The organism is Rhodococcus sp. WB1 (genome assembly GCF_001700945.1).
Taxonomy (GTDB): domain Bacteria; phylum Actinomycetota; class Actinomycetes; order Mycobacteriales; family Mycobacteriaceae; genus Rhodococcus; species Rhodococcus aetherivorans.
The window spans coordinates 1,716,310-1,730,284 of the sequence record NZ_CP015529.1 but is presented as its reverse complement, the minus strand read 5'-3'; the positions used below and the strand labels follow the sequence as shown (position 1 = coordinate 1,730,284).

The window sequence follows — 13,975 nt, the reverse complement described above, 5'->3', positions numbered from 1 at the left end:
GGCCGGTCGCCTCTCCACTCGTGCGTGCGTGCCGAGACCAGGAAGGCCAGACCCCTGAGCAAGATCACTGTCGACCACGAAGACGACGCCACCGAAACCACGGTGTCGGCCCAACTCGACTCCACCCACACCCCGCCCACGTTCGGCGAGCTGGGCGTGCGGGACGAGATCGTCCGCGCTCTCGCCGAGATGGGCATCGAGCGCACCTTCGCCATCCAGGAGCTGACGCTCCCCCTCGCCCTCGCCGGCGACGACCTGATCGGACAGGCGCGCACCGGCATGGGCAAGACCTTCGGGTTCGGTGTCCCGCTGCTGCACCGCCTCACCACCACCGCGTCCGGCACCACCGCCCTCGACGGAACGCCCCGCGCCCTGGTGATCGTGCCGACGCGCGAGCTGTGCCTGCAGGTCACGCAGGACCTCGAGAACGCCGCCAAGTACCTCCGCGGCGCCGACGGACCGCTGAAGGTCCTGTCCGTCTACGGCGGGCGCCCGTACGAGACACAGGTCGACGTGCTGAAGAAGGGCGTCGACGTCGTTGTCGGGACCCCGGGCCGCCTGCTGGATCTCGCCAACCAGGGTCACCTGATCCTCGGCAAGATCGGCATCCTGGTGATGGACGAGGCGGACGAGATGCTCGACCTCGGCTTCCTCCCGGACATCGAGCGCATTCTCGGCATGGTGCCCGACCGCCGCCAGACGATGCTGTTCTCGGCGACGATGCCCGGCCCGATCATCACGCTCGCCCGCACCTTCCTCACGCGCCCGACGCACATCCGGGCCGAGGAGCCGGAGTCCTCCGCGGTGCACGAGCGCACCAACCAGCTCGTCTACCGCGCGCACGCACTCGACAAGGCGGAGCTGGTGGCGCGGGTGCTGCAGGCCGAGGGCCGGGGCGCCACGATGATCTTCACCCGCACCAAGCGCACCGCGCAGAAGGTCGCCGACGAGCTCGCCGAGCGCGGCTTCGCCGTCGGAGCCGTGCACGGCGACCTGGGGCAGATCGCCCGGGAGAAGGCCCTCGACAGGTTCCGCAAGGGCAAGATCGACGTGCTCGTCGCCACCGACGTGGCCGCCCGCGGCATCGACATCGACGACGTCACCCACGTCGTGAACTACCAGTGCCCCGAGGACGAGAAGACCTACGTCCACCGCATCGGCCGCACCGGCCGGGCGGGGCGCACCGGCATCGCCGTCACCCTGGTCGACTGGGACGACATCCCGCGCTGGCAGCTCATCGACAAGGCCCTCGACCTCGGCCTGTCCGACCCGGTCGAGACGTACTCGAGTTCGCCGCACCTGTTCGAGGAGCTGGGCATCCCCGAAGGCACGACCGGCACGGTCCGCAAGGCGCCGGCGGAGCGGCCCGCCCGCGAGGAGGCCGCCGAGCCCGCCGAGGACGCAGCACGACCCAAGCGCACCCGGGTCCGCCGGCGCACCCGCGGTGGCCGGCCCGACTCCGGAAGTGCCGAGAACACCGGACCCGAGAACACGAGCGCCGCGTCGGAGCAGGCCGAGGACTCCGGGGACGGGACGGCGGCGCCCGCACGCCGGCGCCGGCGCCGGCGCCGCGGCGGTTCCTCCGCGACGGCGAAGAGCGACACGGTTACGGCCTCGGCTGCCCAGTAGTCGGCCGCGATGCTCGCACCGGAGCGCAGAACCCGGGCGGACCTGATCGCAGCCCTCCTGCTCGCCGTCGCGGTCGTCGCGGCGGCGAGCGTCGTCTGGCTGCGGTCGGACGCACGCGGCACCGTGTCCGTCACGACCGACGCGGCACCCGACGCGCCGGCGTCCGCGACGGCGGTGCCGTCGACGCTGACGGAGGCGTGGCGGGCCCCCAGCGGCGCGACGTCCCGTCCGATCGCGGTCGGAGGTGTCGTGGTCACCGGCGACGGCGGCACGGTCACCGGCCGCGCCCTCGACTCGGGCGCCGAGCTGTGGCGCTACGGCCGCGACATGCCGCTGTGCGGGGTCGTGGAGGACTGGCGCACCGCCGTGGCGGTGTACCGCGACCAGCGGGGATGCAGCCAGGTGACCCAACTGGTCCCCGATTCGGGAATGCGCGGGGCGCAGCGTTCCAGCGACGCCGACGACGCAGTGACCCTCACCGCCGCCGACACCCACGTGATCTCGCGGGGCGACACCCGCCTCGAACTGTGGCGGTCGGATCTCGTGCGCACGCTCGAGTACGGGCGCGTGGACGCGCCCGTCGTGCCGGGGGCGCAACCCCGCAACGGGTGCACGCTGCGCTCGGCCGCGGCCAGCAGCACCCGGCTGGCGGTCGTCGAACGCTGCCCGGGCGAAGAGGCGGACCGGTTGACGCTGCTCGAGACGACCCCGGAGGCAGACTCCCAGCCGAAGGAGATCGCCTCGTCGGTGCTGCCGGAACTGGGGCCGGACGACATGGGTACGCGCGTCGTCGCGGTGAGCGGTGAGCGCACGGTGCTGTACCTGCCGCCCACCGCCTCCTCCGGGCCCGTTCTCGCCGGATACGACGCCGCCGGCACGCTGACCGCCCGACACCCGCTGTCGGCCGCGGCGACGCCGGACGCGGTGTTCCCCGCCGCGGTGCAGGGTTCGTTCCTCACGTGGTGGTCGGGCACGGAGACCGTCGCCCTCGGCGGCGACGACCTGGTGCCGCGGTGGACGCTGCCCGGGACGACGGGCACCGGCGCCGCCATGGCCGGGGCCCTGCTGCTGCCGGTGCGCGACGCCCTCGCGGTGGTCGAGCCTGCCACCGGGGCGGTGCAGGGCCGGATTCCGGTCGTGCGCGACGAGGCGGGAGTGGTGAACGTGGCGGTCGCCGGGACTTCGGTGCTCGAGCAGCGCGGGCCGCAGGTCGTAGTGCTGCGATGAGCCCCCGAGGGACTCACCGCGCACCTCACGACGTGAAGGTGACCAGCTTCTTGCCGTCGCGCCAGTGGGCGAGCAGGTTCTCGGCCAGCTCGCGATAGGCCTCGGCGCCCTTGTTCTTCCGGCCGGCGAGCACCGACGCCCCCGACGCCGACGCCTCCGCGAAGCGCACGGTGCGCGGGATCGGCGGCGCGAGCACCGGCATGTCGTACCGGTCGGCGACGTCGGCGAGCACGTCGCGGCTGTGCGTCGTGCGAGCGTCGTAGAGCGTCGGCAGGGCACCGAGGAGCTCGAGGTCGGGGTTGGTGATCTGCTTGACCTCGGCGACGGTACGCAGCAGCTGCCCGACGCCGCGGTGCGCGAGGGTCTCGCACTGCAGGGGCACGAGCACGGACTGCGCGGCGGTCAGGCCGTTGAGCGTGAGCACGCCCAGCGACGGCGGGCAGTCGATCACGACGACGTCGAAACTGTCGAGCAGCGGGGCCAGCGCCCGCCGGAGGGTGAACTCCCGCCCCGGCCGCATCAGCAGCAGCGCCTCGGCCCCGGCGAGGTCGATCGTCGCGGGCAGCAACGTGAAGCCCTCGTCCGTGTCGAGCAGAACCTCCTTGGCCTCCGCCGCCCCGACCAGCACGTCGTGCACCGAGCGTTCGAGCCGGTCGGGGTTGTGCCCGAGCGAGAATGTCAGGCATCCCTGCGGGTCCAGGTCGACGACGAGCACCCGCTGCCCCAACCCGGCCAGGGCGGCCGCCAGAGACGCGACGGTGGTCGTCTTCGCGACGCCACCCTTCTGATTTGCCACCGCAAGTACCGTTGTCACGGAACGATCCTCGCCTAAAAGTCGTCCGAACGCGAGAATCGACCGCGACTTCCGCCGTCCGGCGGGTCGCCGATCCCCACGAAAGGCCCCCGATCGTGATCCGCCGCGCCCGTCCCGCCGACGTCGACGCCCTCACCGCCCTCGTCTACGAGCTGGCCGAGTACGAGAAGGCCCGCGCCGAGTGCACCGTCGTGCCCGAGCAGCTGCACACGGCGTTGTTCGGCAGGGACGCCGCCGCGTTCGCCCACGTCGCAGAGGACGCACAGGGAACGGTGGTGGGCATGGCGCTGTGGTTCCGCAACTTCTCCACCTGGGACGGGGTGCACGGCATCTACCTCGAGGACCTGTACGTCCGGCCCGAGCACCGGGGCCACGGCCACGGCCGCGCTCTGCTCGCGGCACTGGCCCGCGAATGCGTCGACCGCGGCTACAGCCGCCTGAGCTGGTCGGTGCTGGACTGGAACACGCCGTCGATCGGGTTCTACCGCTCGCTCGGCGCCGTCCCGCAGGACGAGTGGACCACCTTCCGCCTCAGCGGGCAGGCACTCGCCGCGCTCGGCGGAGATCAGGCCACGTCGTCGGCGTCCGGGGCGTAGTCCTGCGCCAGCCAGCGCGTCGTCGGCGGGCTGAACAGCAGCACCAGCGCCGGCACCACGATCAGGGCGAGCAGGATGCCGAGCACGACCTGGTGGGAGTCCGTCAGCAGCGACCAGGCCACCGGCAGCAGCAACAGCTGGGCGACGATCGCCACGGCCCGCCCCCACCGCTTGCCCCGCAGCAGCGCGATCCCGGCCGCGAGCACGCCGCCGAACAGGATCCCCAGCCACAGTGCGAGGCCGTAGCCGTTGCCGACCGTCTGGTCGTGCCCGCCCGTGAGGGCCCGGACCACGGAGACCACAGCGAAGCCGATGGCGATCACGCCTTCGAGGACGACGAGACCACCCGCGGCTCGAACGGTCGACGGAACGGTGCTGCGTGGCGACTCGGTGGACACCCGGCCAGCGTAGTGGACCCGTACGAGACCACTTAGGCTGATGCTCCGTGCGCGCACTGCTGATCGTGAACCCCAACGCGACGACCACCACTCCGGCCGGTCGCGACCGGCTGGCCCGTGCGCTCGCCGACCGGGTCTCCCTCACCGTCGCCCACACCACCCATCGGGGGCACGCCGCCGAACTGGCCCGCTCGGCGCACGCCGACGGGATGGACGTCGTCGTCGCGCACGGCGGCGACGGCACCGTCAACGAGATCGTCAACGGTCTGCTCGGCACCCCGTCGGAACGGGTGGCCGACCCCACTCTCCCCCTGCTCGCGGTGGTCCCCGGCGGCTCGGCCAATGTCTTCGCCCGGTCGCTGGGCGTGGACGCCGATCCGGTGACGGCGACCGAGCAGTTGCTCGACCTGCTGGCCCAGCGCACCACCCGCCGGATCGGCCTCGGCCACTGCGACGGCCGGTGGTTCGTCTTCAATGCGGGACTCGGGCTCGACGCGCAGGTGTGCGAGGCCATCGACCTGAGCCGGCTGGGCGGGCGGAAGGTCACCACCGCGCGTTACGTCGCGCATTCGATCACGCAGTTCTTCAAGTCGAAGGGCGCCGAACCCGCGCTGACGTTGACGCTGCCCGGCCGGCCACCGATCCCGGGCGTGTACTACGCGTTCGTCTCCAATTCGAGCCCATGGACCTACCTCGACAAGCGCCCGGTGCATACCAACCCGGGCACCTCGTTCGAGACCGGGCTCGGAGTCTTCGCGATGACGACGACGGCGGTGTTCGCGAGCCTGCGGGTGGTCCGCCAGCTGCTCGCGCGGCGCGGCGATCCGAACTCCCGTCGCCTGGTGCGCGTCGACGACGTCGCGCGGGTGCAGGCGGTGTCGTCCCGGCCGATCGGCCTGCAGGTCGACGGCGACTACCTGGGCCTTCGCACCGAAGTGGAGTTCGTGTCGGTGCCCGCCGTGCTCGACGTCGTGGCCCCGTGTCCCGGGCGCGCCGACGCCCGTACGTGATCCGGGTTACATTTTCGTTTCCCGAGGTGTACAAAGGAAGTTCGAACCCAAATACCCGGGACACCGTCGGCGTGAGCTTCCCCACGGTCGTGACGTTTTCTATTGACTTCACGCTGGTTCGTGAAAGCATTCACAAGTAACCGCGCGGAAACACTTGCCGACGCGCACATGAACTTGCCACCACGATCAGCCGGTGCGACGAGCACTATCGAAGGAGAGTAGAAGCATGGACTGGCGCCACAAGGCCATCTGCCGCGACGAGGATCCCGAGCTGTTCTTCCCCGTCGGCAACAGCGGTCCGGCCCTCGCGCAGATCGCCGACGCCAAGCTCGTGTGCAACCGCTGCCCCGTCACCGCCGAGTGCCTCTCGTGGGCCCTCGAGTCCGGCCAGGACGCGGGCGTCTGGGGCGGCATGAGCGAGGACGAGCGTCGCGCCCTCAAGCGCCGCAACGCCCGTACCCGGGCACGCACCGCGGTCTGACGCGACCTACGCCACAGAGCTCCGGGAAGGCCCGGCACCGTTTCGGTGCCGGGCCTTCCCGCGTCCGGAGGCCGCGCTCCCCCGTCCCGGCAGGGACACGGCGACACCGTCCCGGCAGGGACACGGCGACACCGTCCCGGCAGGGACACGGCGACACCGTCCCAGCAGGGACACGGCGAGACCGTCTCAGCCGAGTGTCACCCGGCCCAGCGGAACCCGCAGCCGCGCGTCGGTGCCGGTCGGCGCAGCCCGTTCGAGCCGCAACGTCCCGCCGAGTTCCGCGGCGACGAGCGTGCGCACGATCTGCAGGCCCAGGCGGTCCGAACTGCCGAGGTCGAACCCCTCCGGCAGACCCTTGCCCTCGTCGTGGACCACCACGTCGAGCCAGCGGGCCGACCGCTCGGCGCGCAGCGTCACGGTGCCGGAGGCACCCGGGTCGAAGGCGTGTTCCACGGAGTTCTGCACGAGTTCGGTGAGCACCATCACCAGCGGTGTCGCCCGCTCGGCGGGGAAGACCCCGAGGCTGCCCTCCCGGCGCACCCGGACCTGGCTGCCCACGGCCGCGACGTCGACGACGATGGGGATCAGCCGGTCGACGACGTCGTCGAGATCGACCTCCTCGTCCACCGACATCGACAGCGCTTCGTGCACGAGCGCGATCGACGTCACCCGGCGTACCGCCTCGGCGAGGGCCTGCCGGGCCTCGGTGTTGCCGGTGCGCCGTGCCTGCAGCCGCAGCAGGGCCGCGACCGTCTGCAGGTTGTTCTTCACCCGGTGGTGGATCTCCCGGATCGTGGCGTCCTTGCTCAGCAACGCCCGGTCGCGCCGCTTGACCTCGGTGACGTCGCGGATGACCACCGCAGCGCCCTCGAGCCGGCCGCCGGGCGCGAGCACCAGCGCGCGCAGCAGCACGGTGGCGCCGCGGGCCTCGATCTCCATGGGCCGCCCCAGCTTGCCGTGCACCGCTCCGCGCAGATAGGTCTCGACGTCCTCGCTCTCGAACGGATCGGTCACCAGCGCGCGCGTCGTCTCGATCAGGTTCTGGCCGAGCAGGTCGGAGTTCAGGCCCATCCGGTGGTAGGCGGACAGGGCGTTCGGGCTCGCGTACACCACCCGGCCGGACCGGTCGAGGCGGATGAAGCCGTCCCCGGCCCGCGGACTGGACTTGGTGTCGGATCGGGATTCCGGATTCGGGAAGGTGCCTTCGCAGATCATCGTGAACAAGGCGTCGGCGCATTCGAGGTAGGCGGTCTCGAGGGCGCTCTTGGTGCGCCGCGCCACGGTCGCCGCGTCGCGGCTCAGGACCGCGATGACCTGCCCGTCCCAGCGGACCGGCACGGCCTGACGGCGCAGGGGCGCGACGTGGCTGGGCCGTGAGTCCGCGGAGACGACCACTCCGGTCTCGAGGGCCCGCAGCACGTGTGGGTGCTCCCGTTCGGAGACCACCGAACCCACCATGTCCTCGGGCAGCACGGTCGAGGCGGTGGTGGGCCGGCACTGCGCCACGCACACCACCCCACCCGGCTCCGCGCTCACCCACAACAGGACGTCCGCGAAGGACAGGTCCGCGAGCAACTGCCATTCGCCGACGACCCGCTGGAGGTGATCGACCGCACCGCCCGGCAGATCGGTGTGCTCGGCGAGGAGGGCACTGAGGGTGGACACGGGTGGCACGTGCGGACTCAGGAGATGACCGCGATGAGATCGCCCTGCTGGACGACGTCGCCGACGACCACGTCCAGCGATGTCACGGTGCCCGACGTCTCGGCGAGCACCGGGATCTCCATCTTCATGGACTCCAGGATCACCAGTGTGTCGCCTTCGGCGACGACGTCCCCCTCCTGCACGACCACCTCGAACACGGTGGAGACCATCTCGGCGCGCACGTCCTCGGCCATCGGGCACCTCATTCCACGAAGAAGACGGTGGCCCTGCTTTCAGGGCCACCGGACCACACGTGAAACACTGTAATGAACCAGAAAGGAGATCGGACCATGGGTAAGCGAGGCCGCAAGAAGCGCAGCCGCAAGGGCAACGCCGCCAACCACGGCAAGCGTCCCAACGCCTGAGGCGCGCGCACACGAGTGAGGGGGCCGGAAGCAGCTGCTTCCGGCCCCCTCACTCGTTGGTGGCTCAATCCCGGACGTCGGTGCGGGTCGTCACGACGACGGTCCGCCGGATCTCTATCAGCAGCCGCTCCCGGAGGCCCTCCGGAGCGTGCTCGCCGCCGCATTTGCGGCTCAGCAGGGACTTGAGCTGGGACTCGAGCCCGTACGCCTCGAGGCAGGACCCGCAGTCGTCGAGATGGCGCTGCAGGCGCTCACGCGACCGATCGTCGCACTCGCTGTCGAGCAGCAGGTAGACGTCCGCGATCACCGCGGAACAGTCGAGCTGATCGAAGTCGGCCGACTCGCTCACCTCGAGACCTCCTTCTTGTCCGCACCGTCTCCGACGGCCGCGTCGACGGCTCCGCTCCGGTTGAATCCCCGCTCCCGCGCGACATCGGCCAGCAGGCCGCGCAGCTGCTTGCGGCCGCGGTGCAGCCGCGACATCACCGTGCCGATGGGGGTCCCCATGATCTCCGCGATCTCCTTGTACGGGAAGCCCTCGACGTCGGCGTAGTACACCGCCATCCGGAACTCCTCGGGCAGCTCCTGCAGCGCAGCCTTGACGTCGTCGTCGGGAAGCGCGTCGAGCGCCTCGACCTCGGCCGACCGCAGACCGGTGGAGCTGTGCTCGGCGGTCGCCGCGAGCTGCCAGTCGGTGATCTCCTCCGTCGGGTACTGCGCGGGCTGGCGCTGCTTCTTGCGGTAGGAGTTGATGTAGGTGTTCGTCAGGATGCGGTACAACCACGCCTTGAGGTTGGTGCCCTCCTTGAACGAGGAGAAGGCGGAGAACGCCTTGATATACGTCTCCTGAACCAGATCCTCCGCATCCGCAGGGTTGCGGGTCATCCGCAGGGCCGCGCCGTAGAGCTGATCGAGCAGGGGCAGTGCATCCCGCTCGAACCGTTCGGCCAGTTCCGCACCAGACTCCTCGACCACACCGATCCCTTCACTTGCCGTATCCGTGAAGGCTACCGGTCGGGGCGGGCACAGCACAGGCACGCGGTACTCCCTCGCTCTCGGTCACCGGCCGCGCCCGATCGGGGCGGCCACCCGGAATCAACACGACAGGTCCGGCCCTTGTTCCCTACATTGGCGCGCATGGCCTCGACCTCCACTCCCGCGACGAAGCTGCTGCTGCGCGAGAACATCACCCACCGCATCCACGAGTACCCGCACGACCCGCGGGCCGGCTCCTTCGGCTCCGAGGCCGTCGAGATGCTCGGGCAGCGGCTCGGGGTGGTCCCCGCGCAGATCTTCAAGACCCTGGTGATCAAGCTCTCCGACGGCAAGCTCGCGGTGGCCGTGATCCCGGTCCCGGCGACCCTCTCGCTCAAGGCGGCGGCGGCCGCCCTCGGTGGCGGTAAGGCGGTCATGGCCGAGCGCAGCGACGCCGAGCGCGCCACCGGCTACGTCCTCGGGGGGATTTCACCGCTGGGCCAGCGCAGCCGGCTGCGCACCGCCGTCGACGCCTCCGCGCAACAGTGGGATCGGGTCCTGTGCAGCGCGGGACGCCGCGGCCTCGAGATCGAACTCGCGCCGGCGGACCTGGTGCGGCTCGCGGGCGCGGTGGTGGCGCCGATCACCACCGGGGCCTGATTCGGCGCCGGGCGTCAGAGCAGGGTGAGCTGCTCGGCGGCGGGCGAGGCCGGGGCGAGCAGTCCGGGACCGTGGTTGCGGACGCTGCCGACCTCGGCCGACGCCGGATCGTGATCGAGACCACCGCCTCGCGGCTCGACTTCGGATCGGACCACCGCGACCACAGCCCGGCCGTGCAGTGGCGCGAACCGTCCCGCGGGGACATGCAGTACGGGATCCGCCCGGCCCAGCCAGCCTTGCCGGCAGGGCCGGCCCTGCCGTCGGCCGACGACGGGTCGTGCTGCCACTCGTACCAGCCGTCCGTCGGCACCAGGCACCGCCGGTGCCGCACCGGCCGCGCGAAAGCGGGCTCGAGCGCGGCCGATTCGGGTCGGGCGTTGAAAAGCGTTGCGCTCCGGACAATCTCGGTGGCGAACGACGGGACGGGCCCCCAGCGCATCCGCCGGATCCGCCGTCACCGCATGCCGGCCGCACACGGCTTCGAAGTGTGGCAGGTGTGGCCCTCGCGCGGATGGGCGAAGATGGACGGGTGAATCCGTGGAGTGCGCCCCGAGCCGAGTCACCCGTCGACAGTTCCGTCACGCTGCCCGGGTCCAAGTCGATCACCAACCGCGCCCTGATCCTCGCCGCCCTCGCGGACGGCCCGTCGACCGTGACCGGCGCGCTGCGCAGCCGCGACACCGACCTGATGATCGGCGCCCTGCGCGGACTCGGCGCGACGATCGACGAACGCGACGACGGCACCACCCTGCACGTCACCCCCGGCCGGCTGCACGGCGCCCGGGTGGACTGCGGCCTGGCCGGCACGGTGATGCGATTCGTGCCGCCCGTCGCGGCACTGGCCGACGGCGACGTCTTCTTCGACGGCGACGAGCAGGCGCGCACGCGGCCGATGGGCACGGTCCTCGAGGCCCTGCGCTCGCTCGGCGCCGACGTCGACGGCGACACCCTGCCCTTCACCGTGCACGGGCGCGGCCGCCTGCGCGGCGGTGTCGTCACCATCGACGCGTCCGGCTCGTCGCAGTTCGTCTCGGGGCTGCTACTGTCCGCCGCGGCGTTCGACGAGGGCGTCACGGTCCGGCACGCCGGGGCGGCCGTGCCGTCCATGCCGCACATCGACATGACCGTCGACATGCTGCGCGAGTCCGCGGTGACGGTGGACACCACCGTGCCCGACACCTGGCGGGTCGCGCCGGGCCCGATCCGCGCGGTGGACCGCGTGGTCGAGCCGGATCTGTCCAATGCGACCCCGTTCCTGGCGGCCGCGGCCGTCACGGGCGGCACGATGTCGGTGCCGCGGTGGCCGCAGCGCACCACCCAGGCCGGCGACGCGATCCGCGGCATCCTCCAGCAGATGGGCGCCGACGTCGCCCTGTCCGGCGGCACGCTCACCGTGCGCGGCCCGGAGCGCCTGCGCGGCCTCGACATCGACCTGCACGACGTGGGTGAGCTCGCCCCCACCGTCGCAGCGCTCGCGGCGCTGGCGACGACCCCGTCCACGCTGCGGGGCATCGCGCACCTGCGCGGGCACGAGACGGACCGCCTGGCCGCCCTGGCCACGGAGCTCGGCAAGCTCGGCGGCGCCGCGACCGAGACCGCCGACGGCCTGCACATCGTGCCCGCGCCGCTGCACGGCGGACGCTGGCATTCGTACGCGGATCACCGGATGGCCACGGCGGGCGCGATCGTGGGCCTCGTGGTCGACGGCGTCGAGGTCGAGGACATCGGCACGACCGCCAAGACCCTGCCGAACTTCCCCGAGCTGTGGGCCGGGATGCTGACGGGAGCACGCTCCTGAGCCGGCGCACCTACGACGAGTCCGATGTCCGGATCCGTCCGGGCAAGGGCTCGCGTCCGCGCACGAAGGACCGGCCGGCTCATCTCGACGCCGCCGAGGCGATGGTGGTCTCGGTCGACCGCGGTCGGTGGGGCTGCGTGCTGGGCGGCGATCCGGCACGGCCGGTGGTGGCGATGCGGGCCCGTGAGCTCGGCCGCACCCCCGTCGTGGTCGGCGACCGGGTCGCCGTGGTCGGGGACCTGTCGGGACGGCCCGACACCCTGGCGCGGATCGTGCGGGTAGAGGAGCGCACCACGGTGCTGCGCCGCACCGCCGACGACACCGACCCGTTCGAGCGGATCGTCGTGGCCAACGCGGAGCAACTGCTGATCGTCGTCGCGCTGGCCGATCCGCCGCCGCGGACCGGGCTGGTCGAACGGTCCATGGTCGCCGCGTACGCGGGCGGTCTCGACCCGGTGCTGTGCCTGACCAAGAGCGATCTCGCCGATCCGGCCGAGTTCACCGCGCAGTTCGCCGACCTGGACGTCCGCGTGATGCTGGCCGGACAGGATCGGGACCTGACGGAACTCCGGGAGATGCTCACCGGCAAGGTGACGGCCCTGATCGGCCACTCCGGCGTCGGGAAGTCGACCCTGGTCAACAGACTCGTCCCGGATGCCGACCGGGCCATCGGGGCGGTCTCGGGCGTCGGGAAGGGCCGGCACACCTCCACGCAGTCGGTGGCGTTGCCGCTGCCGGGCGGTGGTTGGGTGATCGACACGCCCGGTATCAGGTCGTTCGGACTCGCGCACATCGGCGCCGACAACGTGATCGCCGCCTTCTCAGATCTTGCCGAGGCGGTGGAGGCCTGCCCCCGCGGCTGCACCCACCTGGGCCCGCCTGCGGATCCCGAGTGCGCGCTCGACGAACTCGAGGGCAAGTCCCGGCGCCGCGCGATGGCGGTGCGGGCTCTGTTGACCGCGATCGCCGCGAACGAGACCTGGTGACCGAGAGCCGGTGATACGGGCCCGCGACGCCGAGCGCCCGGCGTCACGGGGACGCCGGGCGCTCGATGCGGGCTCGGGATCAGCGCATGCCCAGGAGGCGGCGCACGCCGCGGACCCGGCGGTTCTCGCGGATCGCGGTCGCCAGACCGCGTCGCCGGCCGGTCGCGGGGTCCACCACGGCGGTGCCGCCGAAGCCGCGTTCGGACGCGGTTTCGGGTGCGGCGTCCGGGGTGTCGGCGAGGTACTTGTTCGGCAGCGACAGCTTGGCGATGGTGCGCCACGACTTGAAGTACTGCACCGCGAGCGGGCCGGTGGTGTACGGCAGGTCGTACTTGTCGCACAGCTGCCGGACCTTCACCGCGATCTCGGCGTACCGGTTGGACGGCAGGTCCGGGAACAGGTGGTGCTCGATCTGGTAGCTCAGGTTGCCGGTCATGAAGTCCATGACGGGGCCGCCGGAGATGTTGGCGCTGCCGAGCATCTGCCGCAGGTACCACTGCGCCTGCGACTCGTTGTCGACGTCGGCCTTGGTGAACTTCTCGGCGCCGTCGGGGAAGTGCCCGCAGAAGATGACCGCGTTGGTCCACAGGTTCCGGATGACGTTCGCCGTCATGTTCGCGGTCAGCGTGGACTTCCAGGCCTTGCCCGTCAGCGCCGGGTAGACCACGTAGTCCTTGACGATCTGGCGACCGATCTTGTCCCCGACCTCGCGCAGCTTGCGCTTGGTCTCGGCGCGGTCGTCGCGGCCCTTGGCCACCTTGCCGAGCTCGAGATGCTGGACCGCGACGCCGTACTGGAACAGCAGGGCGAGCAGCGCGTTGTAGACGATGTTGCCGTAGTTGAACGGCGACCAGCGCTGGTCCCGCGTGACCCGCAGCAGGCCGTATCCCACGTCGTCGTCCATGCCGAGGATGTTGGTGTACTTGTGGTGCAGGTAGTTGTGGGTCTGCTTCCAGTGCGCGGACGGGTCGGCGTTGTCCCACTCCCAGCTGGCGGAGTGGACCTCGGGATCGTTCATCCAGTCCCACTGCCCGTGCATCACGTTGTGCCCGAGCTCCATGTTCTCGATGATCTTCGAGACGCCGAGCAGGCCCGCACCGAGCAGCCACAGCGGACGCCGGCGGCTGCCGAACAGCGCCGCGCGCCCGCCGAGTTCCAGGCCGCGCTGCAGCCGGATCGTGTTGCGGATGTAGCGGGCGTCGCGTTCGCCGCGGGAGTCCTCGATGTCTCGCCGGATGGCGTCGAGTTCTCGGCCGAGGGCCTCGACGTCCGCCTCCGTGAGGTGCGCGTACTCCTTGATGTCCGAAATGGCCATGCGCCTACCGTACCGTA

At 71.4% G+C, this 13,975-nt stretch carries 17 protein-coding genes; 9 read left to right on the top strand and 8 right to left on the bottom strand.

Translation table 11 applies throughout. From position 1 onward, the window contains the following. Positions 1-24 precede the first annotated feature (24 nt). Positions 25-1,629 (top strand): DEAD/DEAH box helicase, encoded by a 1,605-nt coding sequence (locus A4U64_RS07675; protein WP_065922410.1) that lies wholly within the window; start codon positions 25-27, stop codon positions 1,627-1,629. A gap of 9 nt (positions 1,630-1,638) precedes the next feature. Continuing rightward, on the top strand, positions 1,639-2,856 hold the full coding sequence (locus A4U64_RS07670) for an Rv3212 family protein (RefSeq protein WP_065922409.1): 1,218 nt from the start codon (positions 1,639-1,641) through the stop codon (positions 2,854-2,856). 25 nt (positions 2,857-2,881) lie between these two features. Here A4U64_RS07670 and A4U64_RS07665 read toward each other — a convergent pair whose 3' ends face one another. Beyond that, positions 2,882-3,670, bottom strand: coding sequence for a ParA family protein (locus A4U64_RS07665; RefSeq protein WP_006942721.1), 789 nt, complete (start codon positions 3,668-3,670; stop codon positions 2,882-2,884). Positions 3,671-3,765: 95 nt separating this feature from the next. Between A4U64_RS07665 and A4U64_RS07660 the strand changes: the two genes are divergently transcribed. After that, positions 3,766-4,266 carry a GNAT family N-acetyltransferase gene (locus tag A4U64_RS07660; protein WP_006942720.1) on the top strand — a complete coding sequence of 167 codons (501 nt, stop codon included), beginning with the start codon at positions 3,766-3,768 and terminating at the stop codon, positions 4,264-4,266. Here A4U64_RS07660 and A4U64_RS07655 read toward each other — a convergent pair. Beyond that, a complete protein-coding gene (locus A4U64_RS07655) occupies positions 4,236-4,664 on the bottom strand; it encodes a hypothetical protein (RefSeq protein ID WP_006942719.1) in 429 nt (142 codons plus the stop codon). The two genes, A4U64_RS07660 and A4U64_RS07655, sit on opposite strands and share 31 nt — an antisense overlap. Positions 4,665-4,711: 47 nt before the next feature. On the opposite strand from A4U64_RS07655, the gene A4U64_RS07650 reads away from it, so the two are divergent. Then, positions 4,712-5,674: a diacylglycerol/lipid kinase family protein gene (locus A4U64_RS07650; protein WP_006942718.1), complete on the top strand. Its 963-nt coding sequence runs from the start codon at positions 4,712-4,714 to the stop codon at positions 5,672-5,674. Positions 5,675-5,900: 226 nt separating this feature from the next. Next, entirely contained in the window at positions 5,901-6,155 is a 255-nt protein-coding gene (locus A4U64_RS07645) for a WhiB family transcriptional regulator (RefSeq protein WP_006550236.1), read from the top strand. A 186-nt stretch (positions 6,156-6,341) separates the two neighbouring features. Here A4U64_RS07645 and A4U64_RS07640 read toward each other — a convergent pair whose 3' ends face one another. Both A4U64_RS07640 and A4U64_RS07635 read right to left on the bottom strand, forming a co-directional pair. Further along, positions 6,342-7,820 (bottom strand): sensor histidine kinase, encoded by a 1,479-nt coding sequence (locus tag A4U64_RS07640; RefSeq protein WP_006942716.1) that lies wholly within the window; start codon positions 7,818-7,820, stop codon positions 6,342-6,344. A 17-nt stretch (positions 7,821-7,837) separates the two neighbouring features. Next, positions 7,838-8,053, bottom strand: coding sequence for a biotin/lipoyl-binding carrier protein (locus tag A4U64_RS07635; protein WP_003939128.1), 216 nt, complete (start codon positions 8,051-8,053; stop codon positions 7,838-7,840). A gap of 96 nt (positions 8,054-8,149) precedes the next feature. Here A4U64_RS07635 and A4U64_RS29220 point away from each other — a divergent pair, with 96 nt between their 5' ends. Then, complete coding sequence (locus A4U64_RS29220) at positions 8,150-8,224, top strand: 50S ribosomal protein bL37 (RefSeq protein ID WP_022597109.1); 75 nt, start codon at positions 8,150-8,152, stop codon at positions 8,222-8,224. Positions 8,225-8,288: 64 nt separating this feature from the next. Here the strand turns inward: A4U64_RS29220 and rsrA are convergent, their stop codons facing one another. Together rsrA and A4U64_RS07625 are read right to left on the bottom strand one after the other, a co-directional pair. After that, positions 8,289-8,573 (bottom strand): mycothiol system anti-sigma-R factor, encoded by a 285-nt coding sequence (gene rsrA / locus A4U64_RS07630; RefSeq protein ID WP_006942706.1) that lies wholly within the window; start codon positions 8,571-8,573, stop codon positions 8,289-8,291. Next, positions 8,570-9,199, bottom strand: a complete 630-nt coding sequence (locus A4U64_RS07625; protein ID WP_037200997.1) for a sigma-70 family RNA polymerase sigma factor — start codon at positions 9,197-9,199, stop codon at positions 8,570-8,572. Before A4U64_RS07625 ends, rsrA begins: the two co-directional genes overlap by 4 nt. 162 nt (positions 9,200-9,361) lie before the next feature. Here A4U64_RS07625 and ybaK point away from each other — a divergent pair, with 162 nt between their 5' ends. Next, positions 9,362-9,859 carry a Cys-tRNA(Pro) deacylase gene (gene ybaK / locus A4U64_RS07620; protein ID WP_050035459.1) on the top strand — a complete coding sequence of 166 codons (498 nt, stop codon included), beginning with the start codon at positions 9,362-9,364 and terminating at the stop codon, positions 9,857-9,859. Here the strand turns inward: ybaK and A4U64_RS27655 are convergent. Then, positions 9,843-10,298, bottom strand: coding sequence for an SOS response-associated peptidase family protein (locus A4U64_RS27655; RefSeq protein ID WP_082120260.1), 456 nt, complete (start codon positions 10,296-10,298; stop codon positions 9,843-9,845). The genes ybaK and A4U64_RS27655 overlap by 17 nt on opposite strands. A gap of 72 nt (positions 10,299-10,370) precedes the next feature. Between A4U64_RS27655 and aroA the strand changes: the two genes are divergently transcribed. Together aroA and rsgA are read left to right on the top strand one after the other, a co-directional pair. After that, complete coding sequence (aroA, locus tag A4U64_RS07610; RefSeq protein ID WP_198163407.1) at positions 10,371-11,657, top strand: 3-phosphoshikimate 1-carboxyvinyltransferase; 1,287 nt, start codon at positions 10,371-10,373, stop codon at positions 11,655-11,657. Then, on the top strand, positions 11,624-12,643 hold the full coding sequence (gene rsgA / locus A4U64_RS07605) for a ribosome small subunit-dependent GTPase A (RefSeq protein WP_006942701.1): 1,020 nt from the start codon (positions 11,624-11,626) through the stop codon (positions 12,641-12,643). The genes aroA and rsgA overlap by 34 nt, the downstream gene beginning before the upstream one ends. 79 nt (positions 12,644-12,722) lie before the next feature. Here the strand turns inward: rsgA and A4U64_RS07600 are convergent, their stop codons facing one another. Further along, entirely contained in the window at positions 12,723-13,958 is a 1,236-nt protein-coding gene (locus tag A4U64_RS07600; RefSeq protein WP_006942700.1) for a fatty acid desaturase family protein, read from the bottom strand. Positions 13,959-13,975 lie beyond the last annotated feature (17 nt).

What these genes read in the sequence shown, in the direction of transcription:
- A4U64_RS07645 (WP_006550236.1), top strand. Translation starts at nt 5,901, where the DNA reads ATGGACTGGCGCCACAAGGCCATCTGCCGCGACGAGGATCCCGAGCTG.
- aroA (WP_198163407.1), top strand. Translation starts at nt 10,371, where the DNA reads ATGGGCGAAGATGGACGGGTGAATCCGTGGAGTGCGCCCCGAGCCGAG.
- A4U64_RS07635 (WP_003939128.1), bottom strand. Translation starts at nt 8,053, where the DNA reads ATGGCCGAGGACGTGCGCGCCGAGATGGTCTCCACCGTGTTCGAGGTG.
- A4U64_RS07600 (WP_006942700.1), bottom strand. Translation starts at nt 13,958, where the DNA reads ATGGCCATTTCGGACATCAAGGAGTACGCGCACCTCACGGAGGCGGAC.
- A4U64_RS07670 (WP_065922409.1), top strand. Translation starts at nt 1,639, where the DNA reads ATGCTCGCACCGGAGCGCAGAACCCGGGCGGACCTGATCGCAGCCCTC.
- ybaK (WP_050035459.1), top strand. Translation starts at nt 9,362, where the DNA reads ATGGCCTCGACCTCCACTCCCGCGACGAAGCTGCTGCTGCGCGAGAAC.
- A4U64_RS27655 (WP_082120260.1), bottom strand. Translation starts at nt 10,298, where the DNA reads ATGCGCTGGGGGCCCGTCCCGTCGTTCGCCACCGAGATTGTCCGGAGC.